General features: G+C 72.7%; 16 protein-coding genes and 1 pseudogene. 6 read left to right on the forward strand and 11 right to left on the reverse strand.

Translation table 11 applies throughout. The features are described from left to right. Both AB0J39_RS28680 and AB0J39_RS28685 read left to right on the forward strand, forming a co-directional pair. On the forward strand, positions 1 to 230 hold a 230-nt coding region (locus AB0J39_RS28680), incomplete at its 5' end, for a hypothetical protein (RefSeq protein WP_363470073.1). A 106-nt stretch (positions 231 to 336) separates the two neighbouring features. Beyond that, positions 337 to 1,170, forward strand: coding sequence for an SAM-dependent methyltransferase (locus AB0J39_RS28685; protein ID WP_363470076.1), 834 nt, complete (start codon positions 337 to 339; stop codon positions 1,168 to 1,170). Positions 1,171 to 1,199: 29 nt separating this feature from the next. On the opposite strand, the gene AB0J39_RS28690 is transcribed toward AB0J39_RS28685, so the two are convergent. The 3 genes from AB0J39_RS28690 to AB0J39_RS28700 form a co-directional block, all read right to left on the reverse strand. Further along, positions 1,200 to 1,790, reverse strand: a complete 591-nt coding sequence (locus AB0J39_RS28690) for a dihydrofolate reductase family protein (protein ID WP_363470079.1) — start codon at positions 1,788 to 1,790, stop codon at positions 1,200 to 1,202. Positions 1,791 to 1,865: 75 nt separating this feature from the next. Continuing rightward, complete coding sequence (locus AB0J39_RS28695; RefSeq protein ID WP_363470082.1) at positions 1,866 to 2,636, reverse strand: NAD(P)H-binding protein; 771 nt, start codon at positions 2,634 to 2,636, stop codon at positions 1,866 to 1,868. Then, positions 2,633 to 3,700, reverse strand: coding sequence for a patatin-like phospholipase family protein (locus AB0J39_RS28700; RefSeq protein ID WP_363470084.1), 1,068 nt, complete (start codon positions 3,698 to 3,700; stop codon positions 2,633 to 2,635). Before AB0J39_RS28700 ends, AB0J39_RS28695 begins: the two co-directional genes overlap by 4 nt. 63 nt (positions 3,701 to 3,763) lie before the next feature. On the opposite strand from AB0J39_RS28700, the gene AB0J39_RS28705 reads away from it, so the two are divergent. Further along, on the forward strand, positions 3,764 to 4,510 hold the full coding sequence (locus AB0J39_RS28705) for an aminoglycoside 3'-phosphotransferase (RefSeq protein ID WP_363470087.1): 747 nt from the start codon (positions 3,764 to 3,766) through the stop codon (positions 4,508 to 4,510). Here the strand turns inward: AB0J39_RS28705 and AB0J39_RS28710 are convergent. Further along, the gene (locus tag AB0J39_RS28710; protein ID WP_363470090.1) at positions 4,507 to 4,908 is read right to left on the reverse strand and encodes a VOC family protein; all 402 of its coding nucleotides are present in this window, start codon (positions 4,906 to 4,908) and stop codon (positions 4,507 to 4,509) included. The two genes, AB0J39_RS28705 and AB0J39_RS28710, sit on opposite strands and share 4 nt — an antisense overlap. 135 nt (positions 4,909 to 5,043) lie before the next feature. Between AB0J39_RS28710 and AB0J39_RS28715 the strand changes: the two genes are divergently transcribed. Beyond that, positions 5,044 to 5,700, forward strand: a complete 657-nt coding sequence (locus AB0J39_RS28715) for a hypothetical protein (protein WP_363470093.1) — start codon at positions 5,044 to 5,046, stop codon at positions 5,698 to 5,700. 65 nt (positions 5,701 to 5,765) lie between these two features. On the opposite strand, the gene AB0J39_RS28720 is transcribed toward AB0J39_RS28715, so the two are convergent. The 3 genes from AB0J39_RS28720 to AB0J39_RS28730 form a co-directional block, all read right to left on the reverse strand. Then, positions 5,766 to 6,362 (reverse strand): hypothetical protein, encoded by a 597-nt coding sequence (locus tag AB0J39_RS28720; RefSeq protein WP_363470096.1) that lies wholly within the window; start codon positions 6,360 to 6,362, stop codon positions 5,766 to 5,768. A gap of 147 nt (positions 6,363 to 6,509) precedes the next feature. After that, positions 6,510 to 9,050: an FtsX-like permease family protein gene (locus tag AB0J39_RS28725; protein ID WP_363470115.1), complete on the reverse strand. Its 2,541-nt coding sequence runs from the start codon at positions 9,048 to 9,050 to the stop codon at positions 6,510 to 6,512. Positions 9,051 to 9,055: 5 nt separating this feature from the next. Then, a complete protein-coding gene (locus tag AB0J39_RS28730) occupies positions 9,056 to 9,817 on the reverse strand; it encodes an ABC transporter ATP-binding protein (RefSeq protein WP_363470099.1) in 762 nt (253 codons plus the stop codon). Between the two features lie 261 nt (positions 9,818 to 10,078). Between AB0J39_RS28730 and AB0J39_RS28735 the strand changes: the two genes are divergently transcribed. After that, positions 10,079 to 10,324 carry a heavy-metal-associated domain-containing protein gene (locus AB0J39_RS28735; RefSeq protein WP_363470102.1) on the forward strand — a complete coding sequence of 82 codons (246 nt, stop codon included), beginning with the start codon at positions 10,079 to 10,081 and terminating at the stop codon, positions 10,322 to 10,324. Positions 10,325 to 10,339: 15 nt separating this feature from the next. On the opposite strand, the gene AB0J39_RS28740 is transcribed toward AB0J39_RS28735, so the two are convergent. The 3 genes from AB0J39_RS28740 to AB0J39_RS28750 are packed head-to-tail and all read right to left on the reverse strand — an operon-like array spanning position 10,340 to position 14,601. Continuing rightward, positions 10,340 to 13,285, reverse strand: coding sequence for a BTAD domain-containing putative transcriptional regulator (locus AB0J39_RS28740; protein WP_363470105.1), 2,946 nt, complete (start codon positions 13,283 to 13,285; stop codon positions 10,340 to 10,342). 42 nt (positions 13,286 to 13,327) lie between these two features. Next, positions 13,328 to 14,404, reverse strand: a complete 1,077-nt coding sequence (locus AB0J39_RS28745) for an NAD(P)-binding domain-containing protein (RefSeq protein WP_363470108.1) — start codon at positions 14,402 to 14,404, stop codon at positions 13,328 to 13,330. Further along, on the reverse strand, positions 14,401 to 14,601 hold the full coding sequence (locus AB0J39_RS28750) for a cation transporter (protein WP_363470110.1): 201 nt from the start codon (positions 14,599 to 14,601) through the stop codon (positions 14,401 to 14,403). Before AB0J39_RS28750 ends, AB0J39_RS28745 begins: the two co-directional genes overlap by 4 nt. A 183-nt stretch (positions 14,602 to 14,784) precedes the next feature. Between AB0J39_RS28750 and AB0J39_RS28755 the strand changes: the two genes are divergently transcribed. After that, complete coding sequence (locus tag AB0J39_RS28755; protein WP_363470113.1) at positions 14,785 to 17,976, forward strand: heavy metal translocating P-type ATPase; 3,192 nt, start codon at positions 14,785 to 14,787, stop codon at positions 17,974 to 17,976. A gap of 117 nt (positions 17,977 to 18,093) precedes the next feature. Here the strand turns inward: AB0J39_RS28755 and AB0J39_RS28760 are convergent. Next, a pseudogene (locus AB0J39_RS28760) lies at positions 18,094 to 18,466 on the reverse strand (hypothetical protein); the annotation flags it as partial.

Below are 18,466 nucleotides of genomic sequence, written 5' to 3' on the forward strand. Positions count from 1 at the left end.
GCGGGCGGATCTGGCTGCGGGTCAACGCCGACATCCGCCCGGGCACCGGACGGCAGGCCCGCTTCTCCTACAGCACCGACGGAGTGAACTTCACCCCGCTCGGGCCCGCCTTCACCATGGGCAACGCCTGGCAGTTCTTCATGGGCTACCGCTTCGCCATCTTCAACTACGCCACCCAGTCCCTGGGCGGCGCGGTCACCGTCAACCGATTCGACCTGACCACTCCTTGATGAAGGCCCTGCGCCCGTAGTCTGATCACTGAACCCGGTACTCCCGGATTTTCCCGGGAGTACCGGGTCTGATCGCGCTTACGCGGCAATGAGAACAGGAGTACAGATGCCCGACGTGACGGGTCCCGAGCATTCCGAGCAGATTCTGAAGCGGATCAACACCAAGGTCCCGCACCCCGCGCGGATCTACGACTACCTGCTCGGCGGCAAGGACAACTACGCGGCCGACCGCGAGGCGGCCGAGCAACTCGTCAAGGCCTCGCCGGGCACGCGCGAGGGCGTCCGCGCCCACCGCGCCTTCCTCCGCCGGGCGGTGCGTCATCTCGCCGCCGAAGCGGGAGTGAAGCAGTTCCTCGACCTCGGCACCGGCATCCCCACCCAGGGCAACACCCACGAGATCGCGCAGCAGGCCAACCCCGAGGCCCGCGTGGCGTACGTGGACAACGACCCCATCGTCCTGGTGCACGGTCGAGCCCTGCTGACCGGCACCGGGAGGACCTCCGTGATCGAGGCCGATCTCCGGGAGCCGGAGAAGATCCTCACGCATCCCGAGGTGCTGGCCGTGATCGACTTCACCCGTCCGGTGGGCGTCATCCTGGCGGGTGTCATGCACTTCGTCACCGACCAGGAGGATCCGTACGGCGTGGTCGAGCGGTTCAAGGCCGCCGTGCCCTCGGGCAGCCACCTGCTGCTGTCGCACATCACGCTCGACTTCGCTCCCCAGATGCGCGAGGAATTGACCAAGCCGTACGACAAGAGCACCGCGCCCATGGTGCCGCGCAGCCACGCCGAGGTGTCGAAGTTCTTCGAGGGCTGGCAACTGGTCGACCCCGGCGTGGTCGAGGTGGTGCTGTGGCGCCCGGACTCGACCGAGCGTCAGGAGCACATCCCGGGCGGGGGGCATGCCTGGGCGTACGGCGGCATCGCGGTCAAGCCCTGACCGAGTTGCACTGACCGAGGAGCCCCGCGTCACGCCTCCGCGACCGGCCGGTACGTGCAGACCTGAACGCCGGTGCCGCCGGTGGTCGCGGAGACCAGTTCGAGTCTGCGCCGCAGGCCGTCGCCGGGGAAGATCGACTTTCCGCCGCCGAGGATGACCGGCATGACGATCAGCCGGAGCTCGTCGGCCAGGCCCTCGTGCAGAAGAGTGCGTACGAGGCTCGGGCTCCCCATGACGACCAGGTCGCCCTCGCCGGCCTCGCGCAGCTTCCGGATGCGGGCGACGGCCCCTTCCCCGGGGATCCGCGTGGTGTTCCAGGCCAGCTCGTCGCCCAGCGTGTCCGACACCACGTACTTCGGCAGCGCGTTCATCCGGTCGGCGAACGGGTCACCGGCGCGCTCCGGCCACGCCGCCGCCATGTTCTGCCAGGTGCGGCGGCCGTAGAGCAGTCCTTCCGCCTTCTCCACCGTGTCGTCGAACGCGCCGCCGACGGTTTCGGCGTCGAAGAACGGGCCCACCCACCCGCCGTGGGCGAAACCGCCGTCGGTGTCCTCTTCGGGACCGCCTGGCGCCTGCACGACGCCGTCCAGGCTCATGAACTCGATGACCACGATGCGCATGGCGCTCTCCTCTGCGGCTTGTCTCGATCGGATAGCCCTACCGTAGCCGCCGAAAAGTAAAATTGTCAAGGAAACTCAATCGTTCGGTTGTCCTCCTGCGTGTGCACGTGAGACGACCGTCTCGGCGGACCGGCCGAGCACCCGTTCGAGGTCGTCGGTCCGCTGTTCCAGCATCCCCGCGCGGATCTGGGCGTTGATCCAGCTCATCGGGCCCGCCCCGGCGTCGGGCACCTCGCGATAGGGCACGCCGAGCGCCTCGGCCACCTCGGGATAGCTCCACAGCGGCCCAGTGAAGTCGTACGCCCGGCCCAGATGTCCCTCATCGGTCAGCACGTTGGCCGCCGCCTCGGCGAGATCCGACCGGAACGCCGTGTTCAGGCCGCGCCCGCCGGTGCTGCTGGTGATCTCACCCTCGACGACCCGCGGGACGAAGGCGTCGCTGTAGAAGGGATGACGCAGGAACGTGTACGGCAGGCCGCTGCGGAGTATGGCCTGCTCGGTGGCGTGATAGGCCTCCGTCATGCCGGTGGCGGCGACGCCGGCCCCCAGGAAGCTGGTGAAGACGACCGCGCCGACGCCGGCCTCCTTCGCCGCGGTCACCGCGTTCAGGTGCTGCCCGATCCTGCGGGCGGTGTCGAGTTCCGGAGAGGAGATCAGGAGCAGACGGGCGGCTCCGTCGAACGCCTCGCGCAGACTCGCCGGGTCGTCGTAGTCACCGCGGCGCGCCGGCACGCCCTCGGGCGCGCGGCCGGGGTCGCGCACGGCGGCCACCACTTCCGTACGGGTACGCAGATGCTCGATGACGAGGCGGCCGAGCGCGCCGGAGGCGGCGGAAATCACGATCATGGGGCAAGTGAACTCCCCGCCATCGCCACCCTGCCACCGCTTTTCGGGCGGTAACGGGCGCGGTAGTCGTCCCAGTCCCAGGTGGACAGGAAGGCCGCCGCGGCCGTCCGGCCGTTGAGATAGAGGTGCAGCTTCCGTCGCTCGTCGAGGTCGAAGTCGACCACCCCCACGCCCTCGGTGTCGACCTGGATGGTCCTGGCACTCACCCAGGGCTGGTTCAGATACGTCTGGTCGTGGCCGACGATCGCGGTCCCGACCAGGGACGTCAGCAGCCGCAGGGCGGGCAGATGGGGAGTCCCGACGAGCGGCAGCCTGAGCGTGTCCTCCCGGACCGCGGGGAGCAGCTTCACCCCGAACGTGGGCCAGCGCGGCTGCTCCCCGTCCGGCCGGTCGAGCGTGTCGATGGGGAAGTTGGACAGCACGCCGCCGTCCACGAGCGTCGACACCAGGCCGGTCTCCGGATTGGTGATAGTGACCGGTTCGAAGAAGAAGGGGATCGACATCGAGGCGCGGACCGCGTCGGCCACCCGCTGCCTGCCCGGCTCCGCCACGCCGTAGACGCTCCGGTAGTCCCACGGCAGGCGCACCAGCCGGCCCTGGGTGACGTCCGTGGCGGTCACCACCAGGCTGTAGCGCTGGTCCTCGCCCATCCAGGGCGCCGGGTCGTCGAGCGCCAGGTCGTCGAACGTCTCGACGCCGAGGCCGGCCAGTTCGTTCCCGAGCCACTCCCGCAGGTAGTCGCCCTCGAACACGCCTCGTTCGAACAGCAGGGACAGCAGCGAGAACCCCCTGCCGACCAGCGGGACGCGCTCCACGGCGGACCCGTCCCTGAACCTGCGGTAGTCGACGGCGAACAGGAGCTCGCGCATGCGCTCCGGCGGCATCCCGGCCGCGGCCAGCGCTCCCACCACCGCCCCCGCGGACGTTCCCGCGACACGGGTGCCGGCGGCCCGCCCGAACCGGTATCCGGCCGCGTGCAGTTCGTCCAGCGCGCCGACCAGGCCCACGCCCTTGACGCCGCCGCCCTCCAGCACCAGGTCGGCCCGCATGTCTCCCCCGCCCATCGGCCCCGCCTTTCTTCCATCCGTCCTCGCTCTTCGTGCCCGCGGGCGGGGAAAATGGTGGTCATGAACCGTCCCGTACTCGCCTCGGTTCCGGCCGGGCCGGTGGAGGTGCCCGGCGTCGTGGCCGAACTCGCCGGGAGCGACGCCGTCACGCCGGTGTGGCGCAACGAGCTCGGCGGCCTGACGTTCCGGCTGGAGGACGCGGACGGCGGCGCGAGGTACGTCAAGTGGGTCGCCGCCGGCATCCCCGAGATCGACCTGCCGGGCGAGGCGGAGCGCCTGGAATGGGCCGGGCGGTGGGCCGCCGTTCCCCGGGCGCTGGCATGGGGCTCGGACGCGGACGGCGCCTGGCTCGTCACGGCGGCGATTCCCGGCCGCTCGGCGGTGGACCCGCGCTGGACCGCCGACCCCACCGCCGCGGCGGCCGCGATCGGCCGGGGGCTGCGCCTGCTGCACGACACCCTGCCCGCACAGCACTGCCCGTACGACTGGAGCGCGGAGCGGCGGCTCCGCGGCCGCCACGAGGCCCGGCGGCGTCTCGGCGAGCCGCCCGCCGCCGACCGCCTCGTGGTCTGTCACGGCGATGCCTGCGCGCCCAACACGCTGCTGCACGACGACGGGACGTTCGCCGGGCACGTCGACCTCGGCTCGCTCGGCGTGGCCGACCGGTGGGCCGACCTCGCGGTCGCCGCGTGGAGCACGGAGTGGAACTACGGCCCGGGGTACGACTCCGTCGTGTACGACGCGTACGGCGTCGCCCCCGACCCGGAACGCATCGCCTACTACCGGCTGCTGTGGGACGCGACCTAGCCCTCCTGGTCCTGGGGATACCAGCGCAGCTCGATGACGTTGCCGTCGGGGTCCTTGACGTAGATCGAGGTGGCGACGCCGCGCGCCCCGAACCGGGGGCCGGGTCCGTCGACGACGGTGAGGACGCCGGAGTCGATGACCTCCTGCCAGTCCAGCGGGTCGACGACCATGCAGAAATGGTCGACGTTCGACTCTCCGCGGGAGCCGCGCAGCAGATCGATGATCGTGTCCGGCGAGACCCGCACCGAGGGGAACGGCGCCTTGCCGGCCCGCCACTCGTCGACGCGCACCGCCTCCAGGCCGAGGACGTCGCAGTAGAACGCCAGCGAGCGCTCGACGTCCTCCACGGTCAGCACCAGATGGTCGAAGCCCTTCACCCGCAAGTTCGCTTTGCTCATGGGCTCCACGATGCCAGGACCGGCCGACAATCCGAGGCCCTCCGCGCGTGACCTATTCGGTATGGGGCCTTCTGCAACACGTTGCGATTGCGGTAGAAGATCACTCGTACCATTTCTCCTCTTTTCGAGGTACATGTGAGAAAGATCCTGCGAGTCGCCGCGGCCCAGATGTTCGCCACGGCCTTCGTCCTCGCCGCCCTGTCCGCTCCCGCCACCGCCGACACGACCGCCGGCACGGCCGAGAGCGACGCCCAGATCGCCCAGGAGTGGCAGACCGCCTGGGACACCTACAAGTTCTCCGACACCACTCCGCCCGCGCCCGGTTCGGGACGCAGCCGGGTCACCAACAGCATCTCCGTCGACATCGACGCACCGATGCCGGGCACCTTCTACAAGTACTCGGACTTCAACAACCACATGGGCAAGAACCCGTTCCTGAAGCGGGTCGTCACCCACAAGCAGTGGGCCGAGCCCCCGGCGCTCTATCGCAACCTCACGGCGATCGAGGAGATCCCGTACGAGGGCATGCTCGTGGTCAGCAAGACGCACGCGCAGCAGCGTCTGTACGCGAGCGGGTTCTACTACGAGACCGACAGCTGGTCGGAGCCCAACGTGGTGACGCACCAGAAGATCACCTTCACGCCGATAGCCGGCGGGAAGACCAGGGTCACCGAGAACCTCACCTTCGAAGCGGACACCACACTGATCGACTTCGTCGCCGCGAACGGCACCGCCGCGCACCAGCAGCTGCAGGCGGCCCTCAAGCAGGCAATCGAGAGCGGCGAGCTCTGATCCCCATCCGGCACTGAGAAGGGCGTCCTCCCGGTGGGAGGACGCCCGTTTCAGTGGGCCCGGCTTCAGCGTCCGATGCCGCTTCTGCTCTCTTCGGCCTGAAGGGTCTGGTTGATCGAGCAGTTGTCGATCCCGTTCTGGCAGTTGCCGCTGAGGGAGTCGGTGAAGACGCTGACGCTCGACACCTGCTGGGTGCCGGCGAAGTCGACGGCGCTGTTGCCCGCGGGGGCGTTCACGTTGCGCTTGCCGGTGGACAACTGGAAGGGCGGGCTGCTGATCGTCGGCGCGTTGGCGGTGTTGACGCCGGTCGTACGCTGTGTGCCGCCACCGTCGTCGCCATCGCCGAACCCGCCACCGAAACCGCCGCCGAAACCGCCACGGAAACCGGCCAGACGGGCACCGAGGCGGGCGCCGTGACCATGGCCCTTGTTCCCCTTGCCCTTCTTGCCGTTCTTCCCCTTCTTCCCCTTGTTCCCGTTCTTGCCCTTGTTGCCCTGGCCGCCCTGGCCGCCCTGGCCGTGCGCGCCCGGCGCGTGACCGTGGCCGTGCGGGCCGTGGCCGGCCATAGGGGCCGGCGCCGCCAGTGCCGGCGACGCCGCCGCGACGTTCGACATCGCGATGAGGATCGCGGCGACGGCCAGACGCCGGGCGGACGCCGTCATGACGCGCGAGCTCCCTGCCCTGTTGTCGCCCATCCGATCCACACCTGCCTTGTCTCGTGTCATTCGCCTCCGGCGCGTCCGCTTCGGGACACAAGCGGCGCATCCGGCTCATACCCCTCGCTTCGCCTCTCTTTTCCCGCTGAAGGGTCAGGACGTGGCGATGGCGGTGAGCACGTCGAGCCTGGCCGCGCGGCGGGCCGGCAGCAGCCCGGCCAGCAGGCCGGCGACGGCGGCCACCGCGACGACGAGCAGGAGCGGACCGACCGGCAGCGTGAGCGTGGCCTCGGTGGTGCGGCCCAGCGCGGTGACCGTGCCCGCGGCGAAGGCGACGCCCAGGCCGACCCCCGCGACGATCGCCACGGCCGCCACGAGGACCGCCTCACCGCGGATCATCCAGCGCATCTGGGCGCCGGTCATCCCGACCGCCCGCAGCAGCCCGAGCTCCCGGGTCCGCTCGATGATCGAGAGGGCGAGGGTGTTGGTGATGCCCATCAGCGCGATGAGGACGGTGAGCATCAGCAGCGCGGTCACCAGCCCGAGGACCTGGTCGATCATGGCGTTCCGCCCGGCGACGGCCGCGGCCTGGTCGCGCACCTGCGCGGTCGGGGCGTCGCCGAGGGCCCGTTCGACGGCCTTCTTGGCGTCCGCGTCCCTCACCCCGTCGGCCACCTTGACGAAGACGCTCGCGTCGACGTGTTCGCGGTAGTTCCGCTCGAAGGTGTCCAGCGAGATGACGTAGCCGGTCGACAGCGCCTGGGCGTCGCGGTCACGCAGCAGGCCGACCACCGGGAGACGCTGGACACCGGTGCGGGAGAACGTCATCGCCAGGGTGTCGCCGATCTTGAGGTTGCGTTCCTTGGCGACGTTCGCGGCCAGGACGATCCCGCCGTTCGCGACGGCGTCCAGGCGGCCGGCGACCATGTGGAGCGAGGTGACGCGGGGCAGCGTGACCGGGTCGACCGCGGTGAGCGCCTCGGTCGACTGGCCGTCCTTCCAGTGGCCGTAGCGCAGCCGGGAGGCCACGGCGACCTGCGGCAGCTCGCTGACGTGGTGGTAGGCGTGCGCGGGCAGACCGCCCAGCATCTCGTTGCGGGCGCTCTCCACCACGTAGTCGGCGGTGATCGCCTCGGTGTACGACCGTGCGGTCGAGTCCTTGATCGAGGTCCCCAGCACGGTCATGAAGCTGATCAGCGCGAGGCCGAAGGCCAGGGCCAAGGCGGTCGCGGAGGTACGCCGGGGCGCCCGCGCGGCGGACTCGCGCGCCAGCCGCCCGGGGACGCCGGCCGCACCGAGCGGCCGTCCGAGCAGCCGGATCAGAGCCGGGGTGACCGCGGGCCCGAGCAGGGCGAGCCCCACGACGGTGCAGACCGCCGCCTCCCCGAGCACGACGACCGACCCCGGCCCGGCCAGGACGATCGACAGCCCGGCCGCGCCGAGCGCGGTGAGAACCGCTCCGACGACGGTACGTCCCCAGCCGGCCCGCCCGGGGACGTCGTCGGCCGACGAACGCCGCATCGCCTCGACCGGCGCCACCGAGGCGGCGCGGCGGGCCGGCCCGAGCGCCGACAGGACCGTGACGCCGGCTCCGACCGCGAACGCGACGACCAGGGTCCGGGGCGTGACGACGAGCCCGCCGTCGGGCAGCGTCATCCCGAAGGCCCCCGCGAGGTCGCGCAGCCCCGCCGCGCAGGCGACGCCGAGAGCCGCGCCCGCCGCGGAGGCGGCCAGCCCCACCAGCAGGGCCTCGCCGAGCACCGAGCGCATGACCTGGGCGCCGGTGGCCCCGGCCGCGCGCAGGACGGCCAGCTCACGCGTGCGCTGGGTGACGACGATCGAGAAGGTGTTGGCGATGAGGAACGCGCCGACGAGCAGGGCCGCCGCGGCCAGTGCGAACAGCATCACCTGCAGGTAGGAGATCTGCGTCTTGGCCGCCGCCGCGCTGGACGCCGCGACGTCCCGGCTGGAGGAGACCTCGTACCCGGCGCCGATCGCGGCCGACACCGCCGACCGCAACCGCTGGACGTCCGCTCCGTCCGCGGCGAGGACGGCGACCTCCGAGGCGTTCCCGCCGAGCGCGAGCAGACGTTGCGCCGCGGGCCGCGTGACCAGGGCGACAGTGGTCTCGGGCAACCCCTCACCGGACCCGAACCCGGCCAGCCCCACCACGCGCAGCCGCTCCGTGCGCTCGGCCCGTACGGTCACCTCGGAGCCGAGGCCGATGCGGTGCCGCCGGGCGGTCGCCGCGTCGACCACGACCTCGCCCTCGGCGGCCGGAGCGCGTCCGGCGCGCAGGGTGAACGCGCCGACCGGGGCGGGCTCCCACGACAGCAGCAACGACGGGCCCGTAGGGACGATGGTCTTCCCGCCCACGCCGAGCAGTCCCTGTCCCCGGACGACGGGGGTGGCGGCGGCCACGCCCGGCACCGCGCGGACGCGGTCCACGACCTCGGCGGGCAGCGGGTCCCGCTCGACCTCGACGCCCATGGCCGAGTCGAACGCGGCGGCGTCGCGGACGGTCAGGTCGACCCCCGCGGTGGCCGTCCGGAACTGGTCGTCGAGCAGCCGCTGGGAGGTGTCGGTGAGCACCAGGCTGCCGGTGACGAAGGTGACGCCGAGCAGGACGGCGAGCAGGGTCAGCGCCAGCCTGCCCCGGCGGGCGACGGTGTTGCGGACGATCAGGTGCCACATCGCGATCACTTCTCCTTCGCGCCGAGCCCCGCCATGCGGGCCAGGATGTCCGGAACCTCGGGGTTGTACAGCTCGCCGGCCACCCGGCCGTCGGCGAGGAACGCGACCTGGTCGGCGTACGCCGCGGCGTTCGCGTCGTGGGTGACCATGACGATGGTCTGGCCCAGCTCGTGGGCGGCGTGGCGGAGGAAGCCGAGCACCGCCTCCCCCGCCCGGGAGTCGAGGTTGCCGGTCGGCTCGTCGGCGAAGACGATCCGCGGGCGGGCGGCCAGCGCCCGGGCGACGGCGACCCGTTGCTGCTGCCCGCCGGACAGTTCGGCGGGCCGGTGCCGCAGCCGGTCGGCCAGCCCGAGCATCGCGACGATCTCGTCGATCCACGCCTGGTCGGCGCGCCGCCCGGCGAGGGTCAGCGGCAGCACGATGTTCTCGGCCGCGGTCAGCGTGGGGACCAGGTTGAAGCTCTGGAAGACGAAGCCCACGTGCTCGCGGCGCAGCAGCGTGCGCTGCCGCTCGCTCAGCCGGCCGAGGTCGGTGTCTCCGACGAGCACCTGCCCCTCGTCCACGGTGTCGAGGCCGGCCAGGGCGTGCATCAGCGTGGACTTGCCGGACCCGGACGGTCCCATGACGGCGGTGAACCGCCCGGCGGGGATCGACAGGGTCGCGCCGTCGAGGGCCCGGACGGCGGTGTCGCCGCGCCCGTAGATCTTCACGACGTCGCGGGCCAGCGCGGCGACGTCGGTACGCGGGAGTGCCTGGGTGATGGTCATTTGGAGGGCTCCTGAGATGTCGTGATCCGGCGGGCGGGGACGGCTCGGTTCCGCCGGTGTTGCTCGGCCTGCCGCAGCAACTCGTGGTGCCTCAGATGGATCAGCTCGGGGAGGACGGGGAGGATGAGGTGCATGACTGGAGCGTCGCGGTCCGGGCTGTCCGGGGGCTGGCCGCCGGCTTTGCCCGCTCCTGGCGGTCCACGCGAACCCGGACAGCGGACGGACAGCGGGCCGCCAGACCGTGACGGCACGCTGGACGGCATGGCAGACCAGAGCCGTCAGGGGGCGGCGGAGGAGACGACCGTGCGGGTGCCGGCACTGCTGTGCCGCCGGTGCGTCCGCCTCCTGAGCAGGCACGTACGAGACGTGGCCGGCGTCACCTCGTTCGAGGTCGACGCCGCCCGGGGCCGGCTGCGCGTACGCGGAGACGTGGACGCCGGGCACCTGCGGGCGGCGCTGGCGTCGGCGGGGTTCGCGGGCGACCGGTGCGAGCACCGGCGCGCCTGAGCCGACTCTGTGCGCTCAGCCGGTCAGCGCTGCGGCCGTCTCACGGGCGCGGGCGGCCTCGTCGGGCAGTCCCGCCTCGGCGGCGCAGTCGGCCAGGAACGACCACAGGCGAGCCCTGGCCCAGGGGAACTCGCCCTCCTTCAGCAGGGCCACCGCGTCCCGGCATTCCTGGGCGGCGAGGTCGGCCTTCCCGCGCACGCGCGCCATGCGGGCGCGGCCCCACGCGGCCCACGCCTGGCAGCGGGGGTTGCGCGCCCGGCGAGCGACGTCCCGGGCCTCGGCGAGCAGCGCCGTCACGTCGTCGTGTTCGTCCAGGTCCAGCCGGGTGTGGGCCATGTGCACGAGGGCGAAGGCCAGCCCGTGGAGGGAGCCCTGGCCGCGCACGTCGTCCTCGGACTCCCGCAGGACGGCGAGGGCCTCCTCCCGCCGTCCGGACTCCCGCAGGGCGATGGCGAGGTGCGCGAGGATCGCGCTGCCGATGACCCGGTCACCCGTGACCCGGGTCAGCTCGAGACAGCGCCTCCACTCGACGGCCGCGGTCGCGAAGTCGCCCAGGCGAAGGGCCAGCAGGGCCTCCAGATACTGGCTCATGCCCAGCCACCAGCCGCCGTCGGCGTCGCCCAGGTCGCGGCGGCTCCGCTCGATCATCGCCCGGTAGCGCACGGCGTCTCCGCCGTACTGGCCGGCCCAGGCCACGACGAGCCGGGAGATCGCGGCGTTGCGTACGTCGCCGATCTCCTCGAAGACCGCGAGGCTCTCCTCGGCGGCGGCGACCGACTGCGGGGTCGGATAGTAGACGTGCAGGAATCCGATCCCCTGCAGCGCGCGGGCCCGTGCGACGGTGGAGCCGCCGCCGGTCTCCAGCAACACGGTCAGCGCCCGCGTGCCCTCGTAGCGAATCCCGTAGTTCCAGAACCACACGAGCGCGCAGGCCAGCCGGTAGCCGTTCTCGACGTCGCCGCCGTTCACCGCGTGGTCCACGGCGGCGCGGAAGTTGTCGTGGTCGTCGTTCAGCCGGGCGAACACGGCGGGGTCGCGGACGCCCAGCCCGTGCTCCTCGGCGAGGCGGACGAAGTGGGCCAGGTGGCGGTCGCGGCACTCCGCGACCTCCCCGGCCTCCTCCAGCCGGGTCCACGCGTAGTCGCGGACGGTGACGAGCAGCCGGAACCGCCCGGTGGCCGGTTCCGGCACCACCAGGGACCGGTCGACCAGCCGGAACAGCAGATCGAGCACCTCGCCGCGGCTGATGCCGCCGCGTTCTCCGGAGAAGGCGCACACCTCCTCGGCGGCGGCCGGGGTCCAGCCGCCGCGGAACACCGCGAGGCGGCGCAGCAGCAGCCGCTCGGCCTCCGGCAGCAGATCGTGGCTCCAGTCGAGGGTGGCGCGCAGCGTGCGGTGGCGGGCCTCGCCGGTGCGGGGTCCCGCCGTCAGCAGCGAGAACCTGTCCGCCAGCCGGGCCTCGATGTCGGCCGGAGACAGCGCCTTGACCCGGGCGGCGGCCAGTTCGATGGCGAGCGGCATGCCGTCGAGCCTGCGGCAGATGGACGCCACCACGGGAGCGGTCTCGGCGTCGAGCGTGAACGAGGGCCGTACGGCACGGGCCCGCTCCGCGAAGAGCCGGACGGCGGGATCGTCTCCGAGCGGGCCGACCGCGACCTGCACCTCGCCGGGTATCGCCAGCGCCTCCCTGCTGGTGGCCAGCACGCGCAGGCGCGGGCAGGCCGCGGCCAGCCGCTCCACGAGAACGGCCACGTCGTCCACCACGTGCTCGCAGTTGTCGACCACGAGCAGCGTGCGGCCGTCCCGCAGGTGCTCCTCGACCGCGTCGGCCGCTCCGCTGCCCTGCGTCACCACGCCCAGCTCGGCGGCGAAGGCGCCGGCGACGTCCGTCCCCGGCTCCAGGGCGGCCAGGCGGACCGGCAGCACGCGGTCGACCAGTGTTCCGACCAGTGTTCCGACCGGCGTCTCGTCCGGCGTCTCGCTCACCCTGCGCGCGATCTCGAACGCGAGCGTCGTCTTGCCCATCCCGCCCGGGCCGGTGAGCGTCACCACCCGCGCCTCCGCAAGCCGCTCCAGCGCCGTCGTCACGTCGTCCTGGCGGCCGATCACCGACGTCAGCCGTCGCGGCAGCCGGTCGGCGCTCTCCGGTGCCCGTCCCCGCTCGGGTCCGGCGGGTGGCCCCCCGGCGGACGGAACCTGCTGGCGGAGGATCGCCTCGGCGAGCGCCTGCAGCTCCGGCGACGGGTCGATGCCGAGCTCGTCGGCGAGACCCCGGCGCAGGGCCTGGTAGGCGGCCAGCGCCTCCGCCTGCCGCCCGCCGCGGTACAGCGCGAGCATCAGCAGACGGTGCAGCCGCTCCCGCAGCGGGTGCCGCGCCACCAGGCGTTCGATGTCGGCGACCGCCTCGTTGTGCCCGCCGGACTCCAGCAGGAGCTCGATCCGGTCCTCGACCGCGCCCAGCCGCAGCTCCTCCAGCCGGGCGCTTTCCGTCGTCGCCCACGTCGTGTGGCCGACGTCGGCCAGCGCGGGCCCCCGCCACAGCCGCAGCGCCTCGTCCAGGCAGCCGATGGCGGCGGTGACGTTCCCGGCGGCCGTCTCCTCACGTGCGCGGCCGAGCAGCCGCTCGAACACGTTCGCGTCGACGGCCTCGGCGGGCGCGGCGAGCCGGTATCCGGGGGCCTGCGTGACCAGGACGTCCGCGCCGATCCCGGCGGCGGCGAGGGCGCGGCGCAGCTTGGACACCCGGATCTGCAGGGCGTTCGCCGCGTCGGCCGGCAGGTCGTCGCCCTCGTCGCCCCACAACGCGTCCGTCAGGGCGTCCACCGGCACCACCCGGCCGCAGGACAGGGCCAGCCGGGCCAGCAGCGCCCGCACGGACGGCGGCAGGGCCGCCGGGGAGCCGTCGGCCCCCCGCACCTCGGTGGGCCCGAGAACCGCGAACGTCACGGCGGTGTTCGGCATGTCACTCCTCGTCATCCCCGGCCCCGCCGGGACTGCCCAATATTAAGGGGCAATGAGTGATTTGCCGGGATTATTTGCGGCGGCGGTCAGCCGCTCGGTCAGGGCGCGCGCGTCGCGCCCCACCCACCCCAGCACGGACGAGCCGCGGGCCCGCTGCCAGGGCAGACCGAGGAAGTACAGCCCCGGCCAGGCCGTCACGCCCTCGCGGTGCACCGGCGCCCCCTGCTCGTCCAGCACCGGCACGTGCAGCCAGGGGTAGTGCGCACGGAAACCGGTGGCCCAGACGACTCCGTCGGGGCGCACGCGGCGGCCGTCCGCGAGGACGACGTCCCGCCCTTCGGCGTCCACGGCGCGGTCCACCCGCTCCACCCGCCGCAGCAGCCGCTTCACGTCGGTCCCGATGATCAGCTCCCGGTTTCTGACGCGGCGCCCGATCCGGCTGTCGCCGCGGATGTCCATGAAGCCCAGGTGGGAGAACCACCAGAAGAGGTCACGGCCCAGCACGCGCTGCGGCAGCACCCGGCCCATCGACGAGACCGACAGCCGGACCCGCCGTCCGCTGCCGGCGAGCTCTTCGGCGATCTGCACACCGGTGTTGCCCGCGCCGACGACCAGGATCTCGCCCATGGGGAGCTGCTCCGGACGGCGATACCCGGTGCTGTGCAGCTGGGGGACGCTCGGGTCGAGGCCCGACGCGAAGGCGGGCGTCCGCGGCGTGTGGAACGCCCCCGCCGCGACCACGACCCGCGCCGCTGTGTAGACCCCTGCCGAGGTCTCGACCAGGAACCGCTCCCCCTCGGGCCGTACGGCCGTGACGTGACGGCCGAGGTGCACGGGGAGGGCGAACCGCTCCGCGTACGCCTCCAGGTAACCGGCCACCTCGTCCTTGTCCGGGTGGCCGTCCGGGTCTCCCGGGAACGGCAGGCCCGGCAGCCCGTCGTACCGGCGGGGCGTGAACAGCGTGAGCGAGTCCCACCGGTGGCGCCATGCGTCTCCGACCCGTTCGTGCGCGTCGAGGATGGCGAACCGCTCACCCGCGCGGCGCAGGTGGTATCCCAACGCCAGCCCGGCCTGCCCGCCACCGACGACCAGCGTGTCGTAGTCGGTGTGGCCGGTCACGCCGCCACCTCGTAGCCGGCCTCGGCGATGGCCGCGCAGACGGCGTCGCGGGCGGCGGAGCCGGTGACCACCACGGTCTTGGCGGTGAAGTCGACGGCCACCGAGCCGACGCCGGGCACCTCGCCGACTGACTCCGCGATCGCCTTGACGCAGTGGCCGCAGCTGATGGCCGGCACGGACAGCACGAGCTGGTTCATCGTTCGTTCCTTCGCGTCGCGGGCCGCTCCGTACGGCCCGGATGAGAAGACCATGCCGGGCGGCGCTGTCCGGCCCCTGTCCCGAGCCCGACAGGGCGGACAGGGGCCGACAGGAGACGGGCAGCGGGGGGAAAGCGCCGGACGGGACCGTCGCCTCGAAGCATTCAACCAGGAGGTGGAGCGATGACGGTCATGACGACCGTGCGGGCGCTGGACATCGGCGGCATGACCTGCGCGTCCTGCGTCCGCAGGGTGGAGAAGGCCCTCACCCGTGTCGACGGGGTGGAGGCGGCCGAGGTGAACCTCGCCACCGAGGTCGCCACCGTCACCTACGATCCCGCCCGCGTCACCGTCGAGATGCTCGCCGAGTCGGTCGTACGCGCCGGGTACACCGCCCAGACCACCGAGCCGGAGCCGGGACCAGAACCTGAGCCGGAGCCGGACGGCGAGCAGGACGGGGAGGTCGTCCGGCTGAAGCGCACCTGGCAGGCCACCCTCGCCGCCGGGCTGTCGATGATGGTGCTGATGTATCTGCCGCTGCCCATCGACGCGATGGACTGGCTGATGCCGCTGCTGCTGGTCGTCGCGACCGTCGCGCAGTTCTGGGCGGGCCGGCCCTTCTACCGCGCCGCCTGGGCGGCCGGCCGGCACGGCGCGGTCAACATGCACACACTCGTCGCCCTGGGCACGACGGTGGCGTACGGCTACAGCGCGTTCGTCACGCTGTGGCCGGCCGCGGCGGAGCGGCTGGGGCTGCCGCTGCACGTCTACTTCGAGATCTCCGTCGTCGTCATCGCGCTCGTCCTCATGGGCCGGTGGATGGAGGCGAGGGCCAAGAAGCGGACGACCTCGGCCATCAGGGAGCTGCTCGGGCTGCGGCCGAAGACGGCCCGCGTCCTGCGCGGGGACGCCGAGATCGAGGTCCCGGTCGAGGACGTCGTCGTCGGCGACCTCGTCCGGATCCGCCCGGGCGAGAAGATCCCCGTCGACGGCGTCGTCACCGCCGGCGTCTCCACCGTGGACGAGAGCATGATCACCGGTGAGAGCATGCCGGTGCGCAGGGGCGAGGGCGACCCGCTGATCGGCTCCACGATCAACCGGACCGGCTCGGTCGTGATGCGGGCCACCGCCGTCGGACAGGACACGACGCTGGCGCAGATCGTGCGGCTGGTCGAGCGGGCGCAGGGGTCGAAGGCGCCGTTGCAGCGCCTGGCCGACACGGTGTCCGGGTGGTTCGTGCCCGCCGTCATCGGCATCGCCGTGCTCACCTTCGCCGTCTGGGCGGTCTTCGGCCCCGACCAGGGACGGCTCACCTTCGGCATCGGCACCGCCATCGCCGTACTGATCATCGCCTGCCCGTGCGCGCTCGGCCTGGCCACTCCCACGGCGATCATGGTGGGCACCGGGAAGGCGGCCGAACTGGGCATCCTCATCTCCGGTGGCGACGCGCTCGAACAGGCCCGCCGCCTCACCACGGTCGTCCTGGACAAGACCGGCACGATCACCCGGGGCCGTCCCGAGGTGACCCACCTCGCCGCCGTCGCGGGTGGGGACGCCGACGAGCTTCTCGCGTACGCCGCGGCGGCAGAGACGGGCTCCGAGCACCCCCTCGGTGAGGCGATCGTGACGCGCGCCCGGGACCGCGGGCTCCGCCTGCCCGAGATGGAGGGATTCGACGCCGTACCCGGTCACGGCGTCGAGGCCCGGGCGGCCGGCCGGGCCGTGCTCATCGGCAACGCCGCGCTCATGCGCCGCCACGACGTGGGCGTCGGCGAGCTGGAGCAGCTGGCCGCCACGGCGGCGGCCGAGGGAGCGACCCCCGTGTACGTCGCCCTCGACGGCCGCCTCGCCGGACTGATCGCAGTGGCCGACACGATCCGGCCCGAGTCGCGCGAGGCGGTCGACCGGCTGCGCGCGCTCGGCCTGGAGGTGTGGATGCTGACCGGCGACAACCGGGTCACCGCCGACGTCGTCGCCCGGCAGGTCGGCATCGACCACGTGATCGCCGACGTACGGCCCGAGGACAAGGCGGCCCGCGTGGCCGCCCTGCGCGAGAACGGCGCGGTCGTCGCCATGGTCGGCGACGGGATCAACGACGCCCCCGCGCTGGCGACTGCCGACCTCGGCATCGCCATCGGCACCGGGACCGACGTCGCCATCGCGGCCTCCGACATCACCCTCGTGGGCGGCGACCTGCGCGGCATCGTCTCGGCCATCGACCTGTCCCGGCGCACCGTCACCACCATCAAGCAGGGACTGGCCTGGGCGTTCGCGTACAACGTGCTGTTGATCCCGGTCGCCGCCGGTGTGCTGTATCCCTTCAACGGCGTGCTCCTCGACCCGTCCCTCGCCGCCGCCGCGATGGCGATGAGCTCGGTCAGCGTCGTCACCAACGCGCTGCGCCTGCGCCGCTTCCGGCCCGGCTCCGCCGTGTCCCGGCTCGCCGACTGGGGCTACCTCGCCGGCATCGCCTGCCTCGCGCTGGCCGTGGGCGCCGGGTTCACCGCGCTCAGCCGTACGGAGGCGGCGCAGCGCGGGATGAACGGCGTGCTCGCCTGGGCGCAGGACACCGGCATGCCCATGCGGCCCGCCATGAGCGTGATGATGACGGCCGAGACCGAACCCGTTCCCGCCGAGGACGCCGGCGTCCGGATGGACATCCGGGTCCCCCGGGACGTCACTCCCGGCGTCCCCGCCACCGTCCGCATCCAGCTGACCGATCCCGCGACCCGCCGTCCCGTCGACGACGTCGTACGCAGTCACGAGGCGTGGATGCACTTCATCACCACCCGCTCGGACCTGGGCACCTTCTCCCACGCCCACCCCGAGCCCACGGGCCGGCCCGGCGAGTTCTCCGTCCGGCTGACCTTCCCCACCGCCGGCCGCTACCTCGTCAACGCCGAGTTCCGGCGGCGCGGGGAGATGACCGACGTGCTCGACCATCAGGAGATCACGATCGGCCGCCCGGAGGCCTTCGTCACCTCCGAAACGACGACGCCGTCCCCCCGCGAGCAGGTCGTCGGCGGCCTCCGGGTCGCCCTCGACGGCGAGGCCGAAGCGGGCGGCAGGAGCGACCTCACCTTCCGCTTCACGGACGCCTCGACCGGCAGGCCCGTCTCCGGCCTGCGCCCCTACCTGGCCGCCGCCGGGCACGTGGTGATCATGCCGATCGACGGCGAGGGATTCGCCCACGAACACGCGGAGGCCGAGGACGACCAGGGCCGCCCCGTCTTCGCCCTCCCGGGTCAGACCTTCGGGCCCGAACTCGGCCTGCACGCCCGGTTCCCCCGCCCCGGCCTCTACCGCCTGTGGGGACAGTTCCGCGACGCACAGGGCCAGGTCCTCACCACGACGTTCACCGTCGAGGCCCGCTAGTCACGTGCCGAGCACGTGCACAGCTCGCACAGCTCGCGCACTTCGCAGCCCGCCGGCTCTGCACATCCGTACGGCACCCCGCTCGGATGTGCAGAGCCTCAGTGCGTTCGCGGGCCGCTACACCCGCAGCGGCCTGGTACGTGCGGAGTGGGCCGGGTGGTAGGTGAAGGCCCAGCGGTCTGTGCCTGCCTTACGGCGGGTGTAGCGGTCGGGGTGCTGGTATCGGTCGCGGTTGTGGAACTGGCAGGCCGGGCCCAGCAGCTTGAGGTCGGTCAGGCCGCCGCTGCTCCAGTTGTCGGCGTGGTCGATCTGGCACTTGGTGGCGGGCAGGGGGCAACCGTCGATCCAGCAGGTGGCGTAGCGGGCGTAGATCGCCCGCCGCTGAGCCGGGGTGACCAACCTGACCTTGCGGCCCATGTCCAGCACCTGCCCGTCGGCGTCCATCACCAGGCGCACGAGGGTAGAGGTGCGGGCCAGCCGGTGCACGCCG

Origin of the sequence: Microbispora sp. NPDC049633, from assembly GCF_040675265.1 — a bacterium.
GTDB classification, from domain to species: domain Bacteria; phylum Actinomycetota; class Actinomycetes; order Streptosporangiales; family Streptosporangiaceae; genus Microbispora; species Microbispora maris.

Excerpts from the sequence above, each read along its gene's own strand:
- AB0J39_RS28695 (WP_363470082.1), bottom strand. The coding sequence starts at position 2,636 with ATGATCGTGATTTCCGCCGCCTCCGGCGCGCTCGGCCGCCTCGTCATC.
- AB0J39_RS28685 (WP_363470076.1), top strand. The coding sequence starts at position 337 with ATGCCCGACGTGACGGGTCCCGAGCATTCCGAGCAGATTCTGAAGCGG.
- AB0J39_RS28710 (WP_363470090.1), bottom strand. The coding sequence starts at position 4,908 with ATGAGCAAAGCGAACTTGCGGGTGAAGGGCTTCGACCATCTGGTGCTG.
- AB0J39_RS28705 (WP_363470087.1), top strand. The coding sequence starts at position 3,764 with ATGAACCGTCCCGTACTCGCCTCGGTTCCGGCCGGGCCGGTGGAGGTG.
- AB0J39_RS28720 (WP_363470096.1), bottom strand. The coding sequence starts at position 6,362 with ATGACGGCGTCCGCCCGGCGTCTGGCCGTCGCCGCGATCCTCATCGCG.
- AB0J39_RS28700 (WP_363470084.1), bottom strand. The coding sequence starts at position 3,700 with ATGGGCGGGGGAGACATGCGGGCCGACCTGGTGCTGGAGGGCGGCGGC.
- AB0J39_RS28725 (WP_363470115.1), bottom strand. The coding sequence starts at position 9,050 with ATGTGGCACCTGATCGTCCGCAACACCGTCGCCCGCCGGGGCAGGCTG.
- AB0J39_RS28750 (WP_363470110.1), bottom strand. The coding sequence starts at position 14,601 with ATGAACCAGCTCGTGCTGTCCGTGCCGGCCATCAGCTGCGGCCACTGC.
- AB0J39_RS28690 (WP_363470079.1), bottom strand. The coding sequence starts at position 1,790 with ATGCGCATCGTGGTCATCGAGTTCATGAGCCTGGACGGCGTCGTGCAG.
- AB0J39_RS28740 (WP_363470105.1), bottom strand. The coding sequence starts at position 13,285 with ATGCCGAACACCGCCGTGACGTTCGCGGTTCTCGGGCCCACCGAGGTG.
- AB0J39_RS28730 (WP_363470099.1), bottom strand. The coding sequence starts at position 9,817 with ATGACCATCACCCAGGCACTCCCGCGTACCGACGTCGCCGCGCTGGCC.
- AB0J39_RS28735 (WP_363470102.1), top strand. The coding sequence starts at position 10,079 with ATGGCAGACCAGAGCCGTCAGGGGGCGGCGGAGGAGACGACCGTGCGG.
- AB0J39_RS28755 (WP_363470113.1), top strand. The coding sequence starts at position 14,785 with ATGACGGTCATGACGACCGTGCGGGCGCTGGACATCGGCGGCATGACC.